At 65.8% G+C, this 17062-nt stretch carries 12 protein-coding genes and 2 pseudogenes; 5 read left to right on the top strand and 9 right to left on the bottom strand.

The window, feature by feature from the left end; all coding sequences use genetic code 11:
* The first annotated feature begins 30 nt into the window (after nucleotides 1–30).
* Nucleotides 31–1329: an L-fucose:H+ symporter permease gene (fucP, locus tag ACCQ09_RS21065; protein ID WP_014506092.1), complete on the top strand. Its 1299-nt coding sequence runs from the start codon at nucleotides 31–33 to the stop codon at nucleotides 1327–1329.
* Nucleotides 1326–1679 (top strand): annotated as a pseudogene (locus ACCQ09_RS21060) (L-fucose mutarotase); the annotation flags it as partial. The gene fucP and the pseudogene ACCQ09_RS21060, both read left to right, overlap by 4 nt.
* An 805-nt stretch (nucleotides 1680–2484) precedes the next feature.
* Here the strand turns inward: ACCQ09_RS21060 and ACCQ09_RS21055 are convergent.
* The 5 genes from ACCQ09_RS21055 to ACCQ09_RS21035 form a co-directional block, all read right to left on the bottom strand.
* Entirely contained in the window at nucleotides 2485–3810 is a 1326-nt protein-coding gene (locus ACCQ09_RS21055; RefSeq protein ID WP_040942075.1) for an L-fuconate dehydratase, read from the bottom strand.
* 502 nt (nucleotides 3811–4312) lie between these two features.
* A complete protein-coding gene (locus ACCQ09_RS21050; protein WP_040942074.1) occupies nucleotides 4313–5170 on the bottom strand; it encodes a fumarylacetoacetate hydrolase family protein in 858 nt (285 codons plus the stop codon).
* A gap of 168 nt (nucleotides 5171–5338) precedes the next feature.
* Entirely contained in the window at nucleotides 5339–6109 is a 771-nt protein-coding gene (locus ACCQ09_RS21045; RefSeq protein WP_040942073.1) for an SDR family oxidoreductase, read from the bottom strand.
* Nucleotides 6106–6978: an amidohydrolase family protein gene (locus tag ACCQ09_RS21040; RefSeq protein ID WP_040942072.1), complete on the bottom strand. Its 873-nt coding sequence runs from the start codon at nucleotides 6976–6978 to the stop codon at nucleotides 6106–6108. The genes ACCQ09_RS21045 and ACCQ09_RS21040 overlap by 4 nt, the downstream gene beginning before the upstream one ends.
* Nucleotides 6975–7982 (bottom strand): aldo/keto reductase, encoded by a 1008-nt coding sequence (locus ACCQ09_RS21035; protein WP_040942071.1) that lies wholly within the window; start codon nucleotides 7980–7982, stop codon nucleotides 6975–6977. Before ACCQ09_RS21035 ends, ACCQ09_RS21040 begins: the two co-directional genes overlap by 4 nt.
* A gap of 270 nt (nucleotides 7983–8252) precedes the next feature.
* Here ACCQ09_RS21035 and ACCQ09_RS21030 point away from each other — a divergent pair.
* Nucleotides 8253–9886 (top strand): annotated as a pseudogene (locus tag ACCQ09_RS21030) (family 43 glycosylhydrolase).
* A gap of 266 nt (nucleotides 9887–10152) precedes the next feature.
* Here ACCQ09_RS21030 and ACCQ09_RS21025 read toward each other — a convergent pair.
* On the bottom strand, nucleotides 10153–10356 hold the full coding sequence (locus tag ACCQ09_RS21025) for a hypothetical protein (RefSeq protein ID WP_014506100.1): 204 nt from the start codon (nucleotides 10354–10356) through the stop codon (nucleotides 10153–10155).
* A gap of 4 nt (nucleotides 10357–10360) precedes the next feature.
* A complete protein-coding gene (locus ACCQ09_RS21020; protein WP_170873849.1) occupies nucleotides 10361–10924 on the bottom strand; it encodes a peroxiredoxin family protein in 564 nt (187 codons plus the stop codon).
* A gap of 406 nt (nucleotides 10925–11330) precedes the next feature.
* Between ACCQ09_RS21020 and ACCQ09_RS21015 the strand changes: the two genes are divergently transcribed.
* Entirely contained in the window at nucleotides 11331–12239 is a 909-nt protein-coding gene (locus ACCQ09_RS21015) for a DUF4424 domain-containing protein (RefSeq protein WP_227971561.1), read from the top strand.
* A 315-nt stretch (nucleotides 12240–12554) separates the two neighbouring features.
* Here ACCQ09_RS21015 and ACCQ09_RS21010 read toward each other — a convergent pair whose 3' ends face one another.
* Nucleotides 12555–13223, bottom strand: a complete 669-nt coding sequence (locus ACCQ09_RS21010; RefSeq protein WP_014506104.1) for a response regulator transcription factor — start codon at nucleotides 13221–13223, stop codon at nucleotides 12555–12557.
* A gap of 231 nt (nucleotides 13224–13454) precedes the next feature.
* A complete protein-coding gene (gene acs / locus ACCQ09_RS21005; RefSeq protein WP_011039129.1) occupies nucleotides 13455–15398 on the bottom strand; it encodes an acetate--CoA ligase in 1944 nt (647 codons plus the stop codon).
* A 263-nt stretch (nucleotides 15399–15661) separates the two neighbouring features.
* Between acs and ACCQ09_RS21000 the strand changes: the two genes are divergently transcribed.
* Nucleotides 15662–17044: a DcaP family trimeric outer membrane transporter gene (locus ACCQ09_RS21000; protein ID WP_012439602.1), complete on the top strand. Its 1383-nt coding sequence runs from the start codon at nucleotides 15662–15664 to the stop codon at nucleotides 17042–17044.
* The last annotated feature ends 18 nt before the right edge of the window (nucleotides 17045–17062 follow it).

Genomic DNA, 17062 nt, shown 5'->3' with positions numbered 1-17062 from the left:
GCGCCACAGCCTTGGGAGGGGAGAGGTCGCATGCATTACAGCGATACCGCCGCGTCACCGCGCGGCAACCTGGCGCGTACCGCCGTGGTGCCCCTGTTGTTGATCGTCAGCCTGTTTTTTCTATGGGGCATGGCGAACAACCTCAACGACATCCTGATCAAGCAGTTCAAGAAGGCCTTCGAACTGTCCGACCTGCAGGCCGGGCTGGTGCAAAGCGCCTTTTATCTGGGCTATTTCGTGTTCGCGATGCCAGCGGCGATGTTCATGCGCCGCTACAGCTACAAGGCCGCGGTGGTGCTGGGCCTGCTGCTATATGCCTGCGGCGCGTTCCTGTTCTATCCGGCCGCGCAGGTGCACACCTACTGGCTGTTCCTGCTGGCGTTGTTCGTGATCGCCAGCGGCCTGGCGTTTCTGGAAACCACCGCCAATCCGCTGGTCACCGTGCTGGGCCCGGCCGACGGCGCGGCGCGGCGGCTCAATCTTGCGCAGGCCTTCAATCCGCTGGGCTCGATCACCGGCGTGCTGGTGGGCCAGCATTTCATTTTCTCCGGCGTCGAGCACACCCCAGCCGAGCTGGCGGCGATGGCGCCGGCCGCGCGCGAGGCCTTCTTCGCCACCGAATCCTCAGCGGTGCAGATGCCCTATCTGATCATCGGCGTGGTGGTGGTGCTATGGGCGATCCTGATCGCGCTGGTGCGCTTCCCGACCGGCGACGCCGGCGTGGGCGCGGCGGCCCCCAAGCGTGCCAAGTTCGGCGAATTGCTGCGTAACCGGCTGTTCGTGTTTTCGGTGGTGGCGCAGTTCTTCTACGTGGGCGCGCAGGTCGGCATCTGGAGTTACCTGATCCGCTATCTGCAGGATGCAGTGCCGGGTACGCCGGAAAAAAGCGCGGCCACCTATCTGACGATCTCGCTGGTGCTGTTCATGGCCGGGCGCTTTGTCGGCACCGCACTGCTGCGCTATCTGGCGCCGGCCAAGTTGCTGGCCAGCTTTGCCACGATCAATCTGCTGCTGTGCGCAGTCGCGATTGCCTTGCCCGGCTGGACTGGCCTGTATGCGCTGGTTGCGGCCAGCGTGTTCATGTCGGTGATGTTCCCGACCATCTTCGCGCTGGGCCTGGATGGCATGCACGATGACGCACGCAAGCTGGGGTCTTCGTTGCTGGTGATGGCCATCATTGGTGGCGCCTTGCTCACTGCGCTCATGGGTGCGGTGTCGGACATGGCCGGCATCCATTGGGCGATGGTGGTGCCCGGCGTGTGCTTCGGCGTGATCCTGCTGTTCGCGTTGCGTGCCCGTCGCGCTGCGCCTGTGGTGGCGGGGGCATGAGCATGCAGCGGCTGTGCTATGTGCTGGATCTGCACGACGATGCGGCGTTGATTGCGCAGTACGAGCGTTGGCATCGGCCGAGCGAGGTGTGGCCGGAGGTGGTGGCGTCGTTGCAGCAGGCCGGGATCGCGGAGCTGGAAATCTTTCGCAGCGGTGACCGGTTGGTGATGTTGATGACGGTCGGTGAGGACTACGACCCGGCGGCCAAGGCCGCGCGTGATGCGGGGGATCCGCGCATCCAGGCATGGGAGGCGCTGATGTGGCGGTTTCAGAAAGCCTTGCCTGGGAGTGCGCCTGGGGAGAAGTGGCGGGAGGCTGGGCGGATTTTTGCGTTGAGTGAGGCGGTGAGCCATGCGCGCCGCCCTGCGGGTTGTATCTGCCGGCCTTGCCGCTGCGGTATGGGGCCCCGGAAGCGGAATGGCAAAGCAAGAGCAACAGCGAAAGCCAAAGCGAGTGAGCGAGTGAGAGCGAGAGTCAGCGCAACATTCGGAGCCACGCTCGAAGAAAAAAGTCGGTGCAGCAAGCATTGCAGCAGTGCCAAAGCAACAATAGCCAAGCAATAACGGCGGCTCAGGTATTAGGCGAGGGCAGTAGGTTCTCATCGGTTGGTGTGCTGCCGCGTCGCTCGCCGGAAACGCGGATGTGCAAGCGATACCAGGTGCCAGAAGGTCTGTACATCAACGTCAGTTTCCCGACCCGGTTTGCCAAAGCACTGAAGAAAAGCGCGAAGAAGGCGGTCACGTTGCGTGGTGACGCTTACGCGATGTGCCTGGCCTGTCCTTGTTGTCGTGTTGCCTTCTCGCTTCGGTGCTGACGTTGCGTACCGAAGATGCGTTTCTTGCTGTGGCGGTCGCAGTGCCGGCCGCGGCTGTTGGGCAGCCGATCGGTGTGGGGTTGTTGTGGAATGCGGCACGTTGCCGCCCCTTGTCGCTCGTTGGAGGTGCGTCACTCCACACCTGCGCACTAAGTGACCCATAGAGCAGCGCCCCGCGCCGCCTAACTGTGTTTGTCAGTGCGCCGCTCGGTCCAGGCGCGAGTGCACTGCGCCCCAACGAAGAACGGCTTCAGTCGCAATCAGGCTTGGCGAACTGCCTGTCGCGACTGAAGCCGTTATTGCACCGCGCACTGCTGCAGCACGCGGTGCGTTGACGCTGCTTATGACTTCGCCTTGCTGGCTGCCAGGTCTTTGACCCAGAAGCGGCCGTCGGGGTAGCTGAATTCTGCGATCGAGGCGGGGTGCATTTCCGCCGAGAAACCGGGCACCTCTGGAGCGAGGTAGCGGCCGTGCTGGATGCGTACCGGGTCCAGGAAGTGCTGGTGCAGGTGGTCGACGAATTCGATGGCGCGGTCTTCCATCTTGCCGGTGATCGCGACGAAGTCGGCCATGGCCAGGTGCTGCACCAGTTCGCACAGGCCCACGCCGCCGGCGTGCGGGAACACGCGCACCCCGAATTTGGCGGCCAGCAGCAGGATGGCGAGGTTTTCGTTGACGCCGCCCACGCGCGCGGCATCGATCTGGATCAGGTCTACTGCGCCGGCCTGCAGCAGCTGCTTGAACACCACGCGGTTCTGGGTGTGCTCGCCGGTGGAGACCGGCACCGGGGTGATGCCCTGACGGATGGCGGCGTGGCCAAGCACATCGTCCGGGCTGGTGGGTTCTTCGATCCAGGCGATGTCGAATTCGGCCAGCTGGCGCATCCAGTCGATCGCCGGGCCCACGTCCCAGCGCTGGTTGGCGTCCACCGCCATTGCGATGTCCGGGCCGATCGCGGCGCGCGCCAGGCGGCAGCGACGGATATCGTCCTGCACGTTGGCGCCGACCTTGAGCTTGATGGTGCGGAAGCCGTCGGCCACCGCTTCCTTGGCCAGGCGCACCAGCTTTTCATCCGAATAGCCGAGCCAGCCGGGCGAGGTAGTGTAGGCCGGATAGCCCTGTTCGATCAGCGTGGCGATGCGTGCTGCACGCTGCGGTTGTGCATCGCGCAGGAGGGCCAGCGCTTCGTCGCGGGTGAGGGCGTCGCTGAGGTAGCGGAAGTCGATGGTGTCCACCAGCTGCTCTGGCGTGAGCTCGGCAATGAAGCGCCACAGCGGCTTGTTGGCTGCGCGCGCGGCCAGATCCCAGGCGGCGTTGATCACCGCGCCGATCGCCATGTGCATCACGCCCTTTTCCGGGCCCAGCCAGCGCAGCTGCGAGTCGTTGGTGAGGCGGCGTGCGAACGCGCCCAGGTCCGCGATCACTTCGTCCACCGACAGGCCTACCACGTGCTCGGCCAATGCGGCCACGGCGGCGGTCTGCACGTCGTTGCCGCGGCCGATAGTGAACACCAGGCCGTAACCGGCCAGGTCTTCCGCACCGTCGGTGCGCAGCACCACATAGGCGGCCGAGTAGTCCGGATCGGGATTCATCGCGTCCGACCCATCGAGCTCGCGCGAGGTGGGGAAGCGGACGTCGTGGGTCTCGAGGGCGATGATGGTGCGCATGGAAGTCCTGGGCGATGGAAACGGGGATAAAACGTGCGAAATAAAACAGAAACGGGGAACGGAGACGGAGGCGGAGAAAGGCGCCAGAGCCCCTCTCCCACCGGGAGAGGGGTTGGGGTGAGGGTACGAACGCGCAGCGCCTAGGTTGTCGAAGCACTGCAGTCACTCAAGCGTTTGCACTACAGACCGACGAATTACTGCACAACTCACGATGCATCGATATCAACGCGCGACAGCGCTTAGTCATTCAACGCGCAGCCGTACCGCAAACAAATTACGCATGACGTATCAATACAAGCGCCGACACGTCACATCTAACAACAATCGTGACAGCGCGACGAACTGTTCGGATACGTCGCTACGTACCCTCACCCCAACCCCTCTCCCGCGGGGAGAGGGGCTTAAGTTGCATCGCGCGGATGCATCATTACCTGTCTTGACTGCAAGCTCGCTCCCAGGGGACCAGCATCCCGGGAAGGGAGAGGGAAGGCTTTAGGCAGCTTCAGGCCGCATCACGCGGATGGGCCACCACTGGCTGACGCTGGCGACCCAGGCCTTCGATCTCCAGCTCCATCACGTCGCCCGGCTTGAGGTACACCGGCGGCTTCTGGCCCAGGCCCACGCCCGGCGGGGTGCCGGTGCTGATCACATCGCCCGGCATCAGCGTCATGTAGCGGCTGATGTGGCTGACCAGTTCGGCCACGCCGAACACCATCGTGCGGGTGCTGCCGTGCTGGTAGCGGTGGCCGTTGACCTCCAGCCACATCGACAGGCTCTGCGGGTCGGCGATCTCATCGCGCGTCACCAGCCATGGGCCGATCGGTCCGAAGGTGTCGGCGCTCTTGCCCTTGACCCACTGGCCGCCGTGTTCGAGCTGGAATTCGCGCTCAGACAGATCGTTGATCACCGCATAGCCGGCTACGTGGTTCAGCGCCTCGTCCACCGACACATCGCGCGCCACATCGCCGATCACCACGCCCAGTTCCACTTCCCAGTCGCTCTTGACCGAGCCGCGCGGGATGATCACGGTGTCGTTGGGGCCGCACACCGCAGTGGTGGCCTTCATGAACAGGATCGGCATCTTGGGTACTTCCATGCCCGATTCGGCGGCGTGGTCGGCGTAGTTCAGACCCACGCAGATGAACTTGCCGATCTGGCCAACGGCCGCACCATAACGCTGCTCGCCTTCGATCAGCGGCAGCGATGCGACATCCAGCGCGCGCAACGTGTCCAGACCGGCGTTGGTGATGTGCTCACCGGCCACATCGCTGATCACGCCGCTCAGGTCGCGGAGCTTGCCGTCGCTGTCGATCAGGCCGGGACGTTCCTGGCCGGGGGCGCCTACGCGTACGAGTTTCATGCAGTCTTCCTTTGCAGATGAGGAATGGAGCGGCTAGCAAACCTAGCGCGCGTGCATCGGGTGGGTAAGGACGGGGTGCTCAAATCAAGGCGGACGTGCGATACAGACCGCATCTGGGACTGGCCGCGTCCACGGTGTGGGGAGCGGCACCTTGATGCGTTGCCGCGCTCAGTTGGACCAACCGCCGTCGATGATGTGGGTCTGGCCGGTGGTGAATGACGATTCGTCTGAGGCCAGGTACACCACCAGCTGCGCGATCTCGCGCGGGTCGCCCAGGCGGCCCATCGGCTGGCGGTCGGTGAAGCTCTTCCACACCGCCTGCTCGTCGCCGCCCAGCGCTTGCACTCGCTGGTCCAGCGACGGCGTCTTGATGGTGCCGGGGCAGATCGCATTGCAGCGCACGCCCTGGGCCACGTAGTCGGCGGCGAGCGCCTTGCTCAGGCCGATCACCGCGGCCTTGGTCACGCCGTAGACGAAGCGGTTCGGCACGCCCTTGATGCTGGAAGCGACCGAGGACATGTTGATGATGCTGCCGCGGCCGCGCTCGAGCATGCCCGGCAGCACCGCCTTGCAGGTGTAGTACATCGCATCGACATTGATCGAGAACGAGCGGCGCCAGGCCGGCTCGTCGCAGTCCAGAATGCTGCCCTGGTGCACGTAGCCGGCGCAGTTGAACAGCACATCGAACGGGCCGTGCGCGGCCACCAGCGCAGTGATCGCCGCCGCGTCGGTGACATCCAGCAACTGGGTGGTGATGGCGTCGGATTCGGCGGCCAGCGCCTGCAGCGCGGCGGCGTCGATGTCGGTAGCGATCACGTGCGCACCGGCGCGTGCGCAGGCCAGCGCGCTTTCGCGGCCGATGCCGGCGCCGGCGGCGGTGATCAGGCAGCGCTTGCCCTGCAGGCGGGTGTTGGGCGTCGTGGGAATGGAGACTGTCATACCGATAAGGTTCCGTGGGTGGGGGCCGCCGGCCGTGGCAGACGATAGAACGTGCGTGCGTTGTCGCCGAACACCGCCGCGGCGTGGCCGTCGGCGTACTGCTGTACCAGCTGCTGTGCGATCTGCAGCCACTGTGCGTAGTCCGCGCGCTGGGTCAGCACCGGCCAGTCGCTACCCCACAGCACACGTTGCGCGCCGAAGCGTGCGAACAGATGCGCCACATAGGGCTCGAGCGTTTGCGCGGTGGCGCCGCGCGCCGCTTCGGTGAGCAGGCCGGAGAGTTTGCAGTGCACGCCGGTATGCTGCGCCAGCGCCGCGATGCCGGCGGCCCAGGCAACGAATTCGCCAGCGGCAATCGCCGGTTTGCCACCATGGTCGACGACCACGCGCAGGCCGGGATGACGCTGCACGCGCGCCTGCAACGCGGGCACGTGCGCGGCGCGGATCAAGGCATCGAATGCCAGGTCGTGCGCGATTAGTGCATCGAAGGCGGCATCCAGCGCGGGGCTGGCCAGCCACTGCACATCGGCAATGTCCTGCACCATCGGGCGCAGGCCCTTGAGCAGGCCGCCGCCGGCGCGCACCAATGCGCCGATCCGCGCAGGTGCATCGGGCGCGGCAAGATCCACCCAGCCCACCACGCCGGCGATGCGCGGGGTGTCGCGCGCCAGCTCGAACAGGTAGCAGGTTTCCGCCTCGGTGGCGGCGGCCTGCACCACCACCACGCTGTCGACATCGGCCGCATCCAGCGCGGCGCTGATATCGTCCGGGCCGAAGTCGCGGTACAGCGCGCTCAGCTCCGGCGTAAGCCAGTCGTAGTCGCCACGGCCCAGGTGCCAGAAATGCAGGTGCGCATCGACCCGGCTCATGGCGTGGGTAACGCCGCGTCGAGCAGGCCGTCGTCGCGCAGCCGCTGCCACAGCGCGGCCGGCACCGTCGCCTGCAGGCGCGCACTGGCCGACTGCACTTCTGCCACGCTGCGCATGCCTGCCACCACCGTGATCACCGCCGGATGCGCCAGCGGGAACTGCAGCGCGGCCGCACCGATATCCACGCCGAACGCGGCGCAGGCGGCGTACAGACGCTGCGCATGGTCCAGCGTGGCCGCATCCACCGGGGCGTAGTTATAGGTGGCGCCGGGGCCGCGCGCGTCGCTCAGCAGGCCCGAGCTGTACGGGCCGGCCGACAGGATCGCCACGTTGCGTTGCTGCGCCTGGTCCAGCAGCGCGCGTGCGCCGTGCTGTTCCAGCAGCGTGTAGCGGCCGGCCAGCATCACGCAGTCGAGCGGAAACCGTGGCAACACCTCCAGTGCCACGTCCTGCTCGTTGACGCCCAGCCCGATCGCCCCGCACGCACCGGCCGCCTTCAGCTCCGCCATCGCCGGCAAGGCCTCCTCCAAGGCCTGGCGCAGCACGTTGGCGTGGTTGTCGCCGTGGGTCAGCGCACCGATGTCGTGCAGCAACAGCACATCGATGTAGTCGGTGCCCAAGCGTTCCAGGCTGGAGGCGAACGCGCGCCGCACGCCATCGGCGCTGTAGTCGAACTCGGCGCGCCGGCCGGCCACCGCAAAGCCGTCGCGCCCGGCCACCGCCGTTGCGTCGTCGTAGACGCAGCGGCCCACCTTGGTCGACAGCGTGTAGTCCGCGCGCGGCACGCCGGCCAGTCCACGGCCCAGGCGCGCCTCGCTCAGCCCGTAGCCGTAGTACGGCGCGGTATCGAAATGGCGGATGCCGGCCTCGAACGCGCCCGTCACCGCGGCCAGCGCGTCGCCCTCGTCGACCGCGCTGTACAGATTGCCGATCGGCGCCGCGCCAAAGCCCAGCGCCGACAACTGCACCGCGGTGCTGCCCACACGCTGGCGCGGCACATTCATGCCGGCCACCGGGTGCGCAGGGCGCGGGCGGCAAGTGGGCGAACGTGATCGGCGCAGCGGTGATGCGACATCGGGGACATCCAGCAGCCGGTGGGGCCGGGCTGTTCGCATATGAATATCGCAATCATAAGTGAACAGGGCACGCTGCAGTGCAGCATATGCCGGCAGGCGCGCCTGCCAGTCGAGGTTCCTATAGCAGGGCCGATTGCGGTTGCCTGCACGCAGGCGCTGGGGCTAGATACCAGGTCCTCATGACGCCACAGGCCCTGCATGCCAGCCACCACCCGGCGGGACATTTTCAAGCTGCTGGCGGCAAGTGCCGGTGCCGCCGTGGCACCGGCGGCGCTGGGCGCCACCGCAGCCCCGCCGGCCGCAGCCTGCGGGCAACTCCTGCAGTGGGGGCGCGGAGTCGAGGGCCAGCGCACTGCGGATCTGGGCAACGGCACCTATCGCAATCCCATCGTGGCCGGCGACCACCCGGACCCAACCATCCTCAAGGATGGCGACGACTACTCCATGACGTTTTCGTCGTTCTTCTCCTACCCGGGCATCGTGCTGTGGCATTCCACCGACCTGGTCAACTGGACGCCGATCGGCCCGGCCCTGCGCCAGCAGCTCGGCACCATCTGGGCGCTGGACCTGTGCAAGCACGACGGCCGCTACTTCATCTACATCCCGGCCAATCCGGACGACCGCGGTTGGTCGATCTTCGTGATCTGGGCCGATGACATTCGTGGCCCGTGGAGCGCGCCGATCGATTTGAAGATCGCCGGCTGCATCGACCCGGGCCACGTGGTGGGCGAAGACGGCGCGCGCTATCTGTTCGTCAACGGCATCCGCAAGATCCGTCTACGCGCCGATGGCCTGGCCACCGACGGCCCGCTCGAACCGGCATACGCGCCGTGGCGTTACCCAGACGACTGGGTGGTGGAAAACTTCGCGCCCGAAGGCCCCAAGCTCACCTGGCACAACGGCTGGCTGTATCTGGTCACCGCGGTCGGCGGCACCGCCGGGCCGGTGACCGGGCACATGGTGATCGCCGCACGTTCGCGCTCGGTGCATGGGCCGTGGGAGCACTGCCCGCACAATCCACTGGTGCGCACGCAATCACCGCAGGAGCCGTGGTGGTCGCGCGGCCATGCCACGCTCGTGGAAGGCCCACGCGGTGATTGGTGGATGGTCTATCACGGCTACGAAAACGGCTTCCGCACGCTGGGCCGGCAGACCTTGCTGGAGCCGATCGAATGGACCGCCGATGGCTGGTTCCGGGCCACCGGCGGTGATCTGTCCAGGCCGTTGCGCACGCCGGCGCGCACTGCCACCGGTAGTGCGAACGTGGCGACCGGTTTCGCGTTGTCCGATGATTTTTCCACCGACAAGCTCGGCACCCAGTGGAGCCTGCATGCGCCCAAGCCGGGCGAACAGGCGCGGATCCAACGTGGCGACCGTGTGCTCACGCTGGCCTGCACCGGCACATCGCCGGCAGACAGCGCACCGCTGACCTGCGGCGTCCCCGATCATGCCTACGCGGCCGAGGTCTCACTGGAGCTGGTAGGCAATGCCGAAGGCGGCATCCTGCTGTTCTACAACCACAAGGCGTTCGTCGGGATTGGCTTCACCGCCGACACCATGAAAACCTACGAATATTCCGAAGACTGGTGTGGGCACGCGCGCCCACCACGCAGCGCCACATCCGCCTGCGCCTGACCAACGATCAGCAAGTGGTGACCTACCACTATTCGTTCGATGAGGGCCGCAACTGGGTGCGCCATCCCACCCGCATGGAAGTCTCCGGCATGCATCACAACGTGTTCGGTGGCTTTCTGAGTCTGCAGCTGGGCATCTACGCCGCGCAGGAGGGCAGCGTGGTGCTACGTGATTTCCGCTATCGCGCGCTGGGTTGATGCGGCTGGCTGCGCTTGGGTGAATTGCCAGTGCATGCGCACGTGTGGACAGCATGCGCGAGGCCATGCAGGAACACGTTGAGGCAGCGCTATCACCTAGGCACTCAGCGCATGCGCACGTCACTACATTGCAACGCCGAGAAAAACAGCGCACATCACGCGCGCCGTCTAATGCGATATCCACCAGGTGCTTGCTGCCTTGCACGCAGTGCGCCTCACAGTTCGTGCGTGCAAAAAAGCGGGGCCACGTGGCCCCGCCTGGCGGCTTAGCCGCAGCAATAGCACACGTTGCCTTGCCCCAATTGACCGCCGAATTCCGGACACTCGGCCGCGCATTGCCATGCGCTGCAGGCCTCGGCCGTCGGCTGGGTGTTGCTGCCTGCCATGACCTGGAATGCGCCGAAGCCGGTACTGGCCAGGAACGCCGCTGCCACCAACGCATTGCGTACAGATAACCAACGCTTGTTCATGCACTCACTCCTTCACCGTTGCCAATGCCGCTGGCGCATCCGTGCGGCGCAACGCGGCGACCAGGTCCTGCACCCGCTCCGTGGTATCGAACAGGCCAACATGGGAATGGCGCACGCGCCCCTCCCCATCGACGGCCATCACCAATGGCACATTGCGCGCCCGAAACAGCATCAGCGCGCGGCGGTCGGTCAGCGTGACCACCGGAAAATCGAAACCATGCACGTGCGCATAGCGCGCAGCCTGCGCCGGGTCGCAATGGCAGACACCCAGCAATTGCGGACGGCCCGGCAGGTTGGCCTGCAACTGGCGCGCCGCACGCACCACCGTCGGCGCCGAGCGCCGGCAATACGGGCAGATGGTGGTGAAGAAGAACAGCACTTGTGGCTGCCCTTGCGCGGCGCCCAGCGTATAGCTGCGTCCATCCACACCCGGAGCAGCGATGGTCGGCACGTACATGCCGGCGTAGGGCGCAGTCACGCGCGTCTGCAGCCACTGTTGCTGCGTGCGCAATTGCTGGTTCTGCCACGCCAGCACCGCCACCAGGACGCACGCCGCCAGCAAGCCCAACCATAGCCATGGGAAACGTCGCGCCATCTGTGCTCCTGCTGCATCGCGTGAGCACGAGCCTTGTCCAGGCATCAGCAGATGGTCAATGGTGATATCGACAACTGCGATGGCGCGCGGCACCTGGATGTGGAAGCGATCACGCCGCAGCGCTTGGGCTTGCCAGTCTTTCAGCGTGACGTAGCCGGTAGTTGCGCAAGTGCACGCGGTTGGCGCGCGGTGCGCATGTTGCCAACAGGTCGTGTTACAGAACGTGTGGGTTCGCCGGCGGCCGGCAAAAGGTGAGCAAGCGTGTCGCACCCGCTTGCGCGCAGTGACTGCGGTGTGGCGCTTGGGTCTGCTGCGCCTGGAGACGGCGTGGCATGCTAGCGCTCTGCGGCGCGTCGGTGCGCGCTGTACCAGGGGACCCATGCATACGCTCTTTTCCGCACGCCGCCTGCTGGCGCTGGCCGTGCTTGTCTGCGCCAGCGCGCAGGCCAACGACAGCAGCTTTGGCGATGACAACGGCACCATCCGCTTGCTGCACCAGCCCGACATCAGCATGGACAAGGAAGTGCTGTTCCTGAGCGAGGAGCGCGTGCAGGTGGACTACGTGTTCACCAACAACAGCGAGCGCGACCTCAGCGTGCCGGTGGCCTTCCCGATGCCGCCGATGTATTTCGGCATGGCCGACCACAGCGAACTCACCGATTTCAAATTGTGGGCGGACGGCAGGCCGATCGCCACCACGCGCAAATTGGTGGTGTTGCTGGACGACGGCAGCGACATCTCCAAGGCGTTCGCCGCCACCGGCTGGACCCAGGACGATGTGGCCGCCTTCACCGAATCCGGCACCCCACCCAAGGGCCGTAAACCGCTGCCCGCGCGTTGGGTCGATGCCGACGCGCAACCGCGTTTCACCCTCAACGAGTACTTCGTGTGGCAACAGGCTTTTCCGGCGCGCCGCAGCGTGCAGATCCGGCATGCGTATGCGCCCAGCCTGTCCACCGGCGTGCCGCGGCCCAGCACGTATTTGCTGGAGTCCTATGCCAAGGACACCTGCATTGAACCGGGCACCAAGACCAGTATGCAACGCCGCGAAGGCCAGTCCGGCCTGGCCTGGGCCAACTTGCGCTATGTGCTCACCACCGGCAAGAACTGGAACGGCCCGATCAAGGACTTCCAGCTGACCATCCGCAAGCAGGCCGCCAGCGACATCCTCAGCCTGTGCTTCGATGGTGAGCTGAAAAAGGTCGACCCGCTGACCTTCCAGTTCACGCAGGCCAACTTCGTGCCGATGCGCGATCTGAACATCTTGTTCGTGCGCGCGCCGGAATAGACGGCAGAGCTCCACATGTAGGCGCGCACCCGGGCGCTACGGAGCTTTACCGGTAACGCCCACCACAGTCGTACGCGCCAACGCGCATCAGGATTCTTCTGCAACACGCGGCTTTGACGAGAGAGCCTTCGCGCCCAGGTGCGCTCCTGCGCTGGTGCGGGCGCTGGTGCGGGTTGCGTTGCGCGGCATAGCAACTCTATCGATTACCCAACGACAACGACGGCAAGGGTAGCGGGATCACACGTAGGAGCGCGCTCGCGCGCGACCGGCCTTCTCCCGACCAACCCAACGCCCGCACACGCACGCTGGCGGGCGTCAGTCGTCTTCCGGCGGCGGCAGCACGATGCCGTCGGCATCGATGGCGAGCTTGCCTGCCATCAGCACCGCCTGGGTGCGATTGGTCACGCCAAGCTTGCGCAGGATGGCAGTGACGTGTGCCTTGATGGTCGCTTCGGACACGCCCAGGTCGTAGGCGATCTGCTTGTTGAGGCGGCCGACGCCCAGCATCTGCAGCACACGGAATTGTTGCGGGGTGAGATCGCGCAGGCGCTGGCCAACCTCACGTTCTTCGCTGTCGGTCGGCGGCAGGTTCTGTGCCTCGGCCGGAATCCAGCGTTCGCCATCGAGCACCGTGGCCAGGGCGCGGCCAATGGTGTCGGAGTCGGCGGATTTGGGGATGAAGCCGAACGCGCCATGGTCGATCGCACGCCGCATCACGGTGGGTTCTTCGCGTGCAGACACCACCACCACCGGCAGCTGCGGATGCAGCGAGCGCATATGCACCAGCGCGCTGAATCCCTGCGCGCCCGGCATGTTGAGATCCATCAGCAACAGGTCTGCATCGGGCTGCGCATCGGCCAGGGTATACAGCGCATCCACGTTGTCGGCCTCGAACAGTTCCACCCCCGGCATCACCCGCTGCACCGCCCCGCGCAAGGCTTCACGGAACAAGGGATGGTCGTCGGCAATCAGCAGGGTGGTCATTGTGGGGCCGGGAATCGGGAGTGGGGAATCGGGAATTGCAAAAGCAACAGCGGAAAGCGAAGGGCGTGCGATCTGGCGTTGGGCGTGTAAGGCGGCGGGAGCGGGGCGCCGAAGAGGAGGTGCGCGAACAGGGATCGGCGTCTCACCAATCCCCACCTCGCGCCCTAACTCCCCAGCCCCCAGGGAACCGCTCTCACGATTCCCCACTCCCGATTCCCCACTCCCAGCTCCTCAGCGCGTCAGCCGCTCATTGACCAGCGAATCCACCACCGATGGATCGGCCAGCGTGGAGGTATCGCCCAGCTGATCCGGGGCGTTTTCGGCGATCTTGCGCAGGATGCGGCGCATGATCTTGCCCGAGCGGGTCTTCGGCAGGCCCGGGGCCCATTGCAGATGGTCCGGCGAGGCGATCGGGCCGATCTCCTTGCGCACCCAGCTCACCAGTTCCTTGTGCAGCTCTTCGCTGGGCGTCTCGCCGGCGATCAGGGTCACGTAGGCGTAGATGCCCTGGCCCTTGACGTCGTGCGGGAAGCCGACCACGGCCGCTTCGGCCACCTTCGGGTGCGACACCAACGCGCTTTCCACCTCGGCGGTGCCGATGCGGTGGCCGGAGACGTTGATCACGTCGTCCACGCGGCCGGTGATCCAGTAGTAGCCATCGGCGTCGCGGCGGCAGCCGTCACCGGTGAAGTAGCTGCCCGGGTAGGTGCGGAAGTAGGTGTCGATGAAGCGCTGGTGGTCGCCGTAGACGGTGCGCATCTGGCCCGGCCACGAATCCAGCAGCACCAGGTTGCCCTCGGTGGCGCCTTCCAGGATCTTGCCTTCGGCATCGACCAGGGCCGGCTGCACGCCGAAGAACGGCAGGGTGGCCGAGCCGGGCTTGAGGTCCACCGCGCCGGCCAGCGGCGAGATCAGGATGCCGCCGGTTTCGGTCTGCCACCAGGTGTCCACGATCGGGCAACGGCTGTCGCCGACCACCTCGTAGTACCAGCGCCAGGCTTCGGGATTGATCGGCTCGCCAACGCTGCCGAGCAGGCGCAGGCTGCTGCGCGAGGTCTTCTTGACCGGTGCTTCGCCTTCGCGCATCAGCGCGCGGATGGCGGTGGGCGCGGTGTAGAAGATGGTGACCTGGTGCTTGTCGATCACTTCCCAGAAACGCGAGACGTTGGGGTAATTCGGCACGCCTTCGAACATCACCGCGGTGGCGCCGTTGGCCAGCGGGCCGTAGACGATGTAGCTGTGGCCGGTAACCCAGCCCACGTCGGCGGTGCACCAGTAGATGTCGTCCTCGCGCAGATCGAACACCACTTCATGCGTATAGCTGGCAAACAGCAGGTAGCCGGCGGTGGTGTGCAGCACGCCCTTGGGCTTGCCTGTGGACCCGGAGGTGTAGAGGATGAACAACGGGTCTTCCGCGTTCATGCGCTCGGGTTCGCACTCGGCCGGCTGGCCATCGACCACGTCATGGAACCAGCGGTCGCGCGGGGCCTGCATGTCCACTGCACCGCCGGTGTGGCGCACCACCAGCACGGTTTCGACCGTGTTGGTGCCGGGGATCTTCAGCGCCGCGTCCACGTTCGCCTTGAGCGGGATCTTCTTGCCGCCGCGCAGGCCTTCGTCGGCGGTGATGATCAGCTTGCTCTGGCAGTCGATCACGCGGTCGGCGATGGAGTTGGCCGCAAAGCCGCCAAACACCACCGAGTGCACCGCACCGATGCGCGCGCAGGCGAGCATCGCCACGGCCGCATCGACGATCATCGGCAGATAGATGGTGACCCGGTCGCCCTTCTTGACGCCCAGGTTGCGCAGCGCGTTGCCCAGCTTGCACACGCGCTCATAGAGCTCGCGGTAGGTGACCGGGTAGGACGGCGAATCCGGGCTGTCGGGTTCGAACAGCAGCGCGGTCTTGTCGCCGCGGGTGGCCAGCTGGCGGTCCAGGCAGTTGACGCTGGCATTGAGTTCGCCGTCGCCGAACCAGCGCACGTGGAAGTCGTCCAGCGCGAAGCTGACGTCCTTGATCTGGGTGGGTTGCTTGAACCAGTCCAGCCGCTGCGCGGCCTTGCCCCAGAACTGCTCGGGGTGTTCGATCGATTCGCGGTACAGCGTTGCGTACTGCTCGCGCGTAATGCGCGCATCAGCGGCGAACGCGGGATCGACGGGATAAACATCAGCCATGGCACCCTCACTTGCGATCAACTTGTCGGAAGAGGGCCGCTTGCGCGCGCCCCGTAGACAATCAGTGTGCCGCATCCATTCTGTCCCGGCGGTCAACGGAGTCTTAGACCATGGTCGTAACTGCCGCTGCGACAGTCGGTCGCCTTGCGAAATGCTGCATTGCAGCTACGACCAAAGGCGAATAGGCGGCAAAGCGTGGCCTGCCGCACGCTCCGCCTAGCGTCGCCGTCCATGCGCGATGCCTTCACCGGGGAGGGGGTTCCATGAAACACCGTAAAGCACCGTTGGTGCGCAAACCGCTGGCTGCCGCTTTGTTCGTGGCCACCATCCTGCCGGGTGTCGCGTTCGCGCAGACCTCCAAGGAAAAGGCGCTGGAAGCACGTATTGCCGATCTGGAACGCCAGGTCCAGATGCTGGTCTCCGCCCAGCAGCAACAGCAGGGCCAGATCACCCAGACGCAGACCCAGGTCGGCGAGGTGCGTGCGGCGCAGGCACAGGCGCCTGCGGCCCCGGCACTGCCGGCGGGCAAGCGGCCGATCCAGCTGACCAGCATTACGCCGAATGCGTTGCCGGGGACGACGTTTCGTTTCGATGGCTTCATCAAGGCCGACTTCATGACCACCCGCACCTCCGACGGCGCATTGCCCGAAGGCGCGGTGGGGCGGTACCTGTATATCCCGACGCAGACGCCTGTCGGGGGACAGGCCTCGAGCACGGACACCGACTTCCATGCCAAGTTCTCGCGCTTCAACCTGGGCGTGGACACCGTCACCGAGAACGGCGACAAGCTCACCGGCTTCATCGAGCTGGATTTCTTCGGCAACGCGCTGGCCAACCAAGTCAACAATCTGTACGGCGGCACCTTGCGGCACGCCTACATGAGCTGGAACAACTGGCTGGCCGGCCAGACCTGGTCCAACTTCGTCGATGCCACGATCCTGCCCGAAGCGGCCGACATCGTCGGGCCGACCGACGGCGCGCTGTTCAGCCGCCAGACCCAGATCCGCTACACCCGCGGCGCCTTCAGCGTGTCGGCAGAAAACCCCGAGACCCTGACCACGCCCTACCAGGGCGGCAACACCATCCTGGCCTCGGACCACGGCGCCATGCCGGACCTGACCGCGCGCTACAACTGGAAGGGCACCTGGGGCACCTTCGGCCTGTCGGCGATTGCGCGCCAGTACCGCACGCGTAGCGCGCTGACCAACGACACCGATTTCGGCGGCGCCATCGCCGGCGGCGGCCGCTGGATCATCAATGCCAACAACGATCTGCGCTACCAGCTCAGCTACGGCGAAGGCCTGGGGCGGTATCTGGGCCTGGGTAACGGCTCGGACGTGGAGATCGACATCGACGGCAAGATCCAGACCGTCAGCACGCTTGCCGGCTGGGTGGCCTGGCGCCACGACTACAACGCCAAGCTGCGCAGCACGATCATGTATTCGCGCGTGAACTACGATCACGACATTGCCAATACCGGCGCGCTGGCGAGCAAGTCGCAGCAGAGCATCCGCGCCAACGTCTTCTACTCACCACTGCCCAAGGTGGATGTGGGCGCAGAGCTGATGTATGGCCGCCGCGAAGCCGAAAACGGCGACAGCGGCGACATCTCGCGCCTGCAGTTCACCACCAAGTACAGCTTCTAAGTTTCACCCATCGGTCGC

The sequence above is a fragment of the Xanthomonas sp. NCPPB 2586 genome, from assembly GCF_041475775.2.
GTDB classification, from domain to species: Bacteria; Pseudomonadota; Gammaproteobacteria; order Xanthomonadales; family Xanthomonadaceae; genus Xanthomonas; species Xanthomonas campestris.
This window is presented reverse-complemented; position numbering and strand designations above follow the sequence as displayed.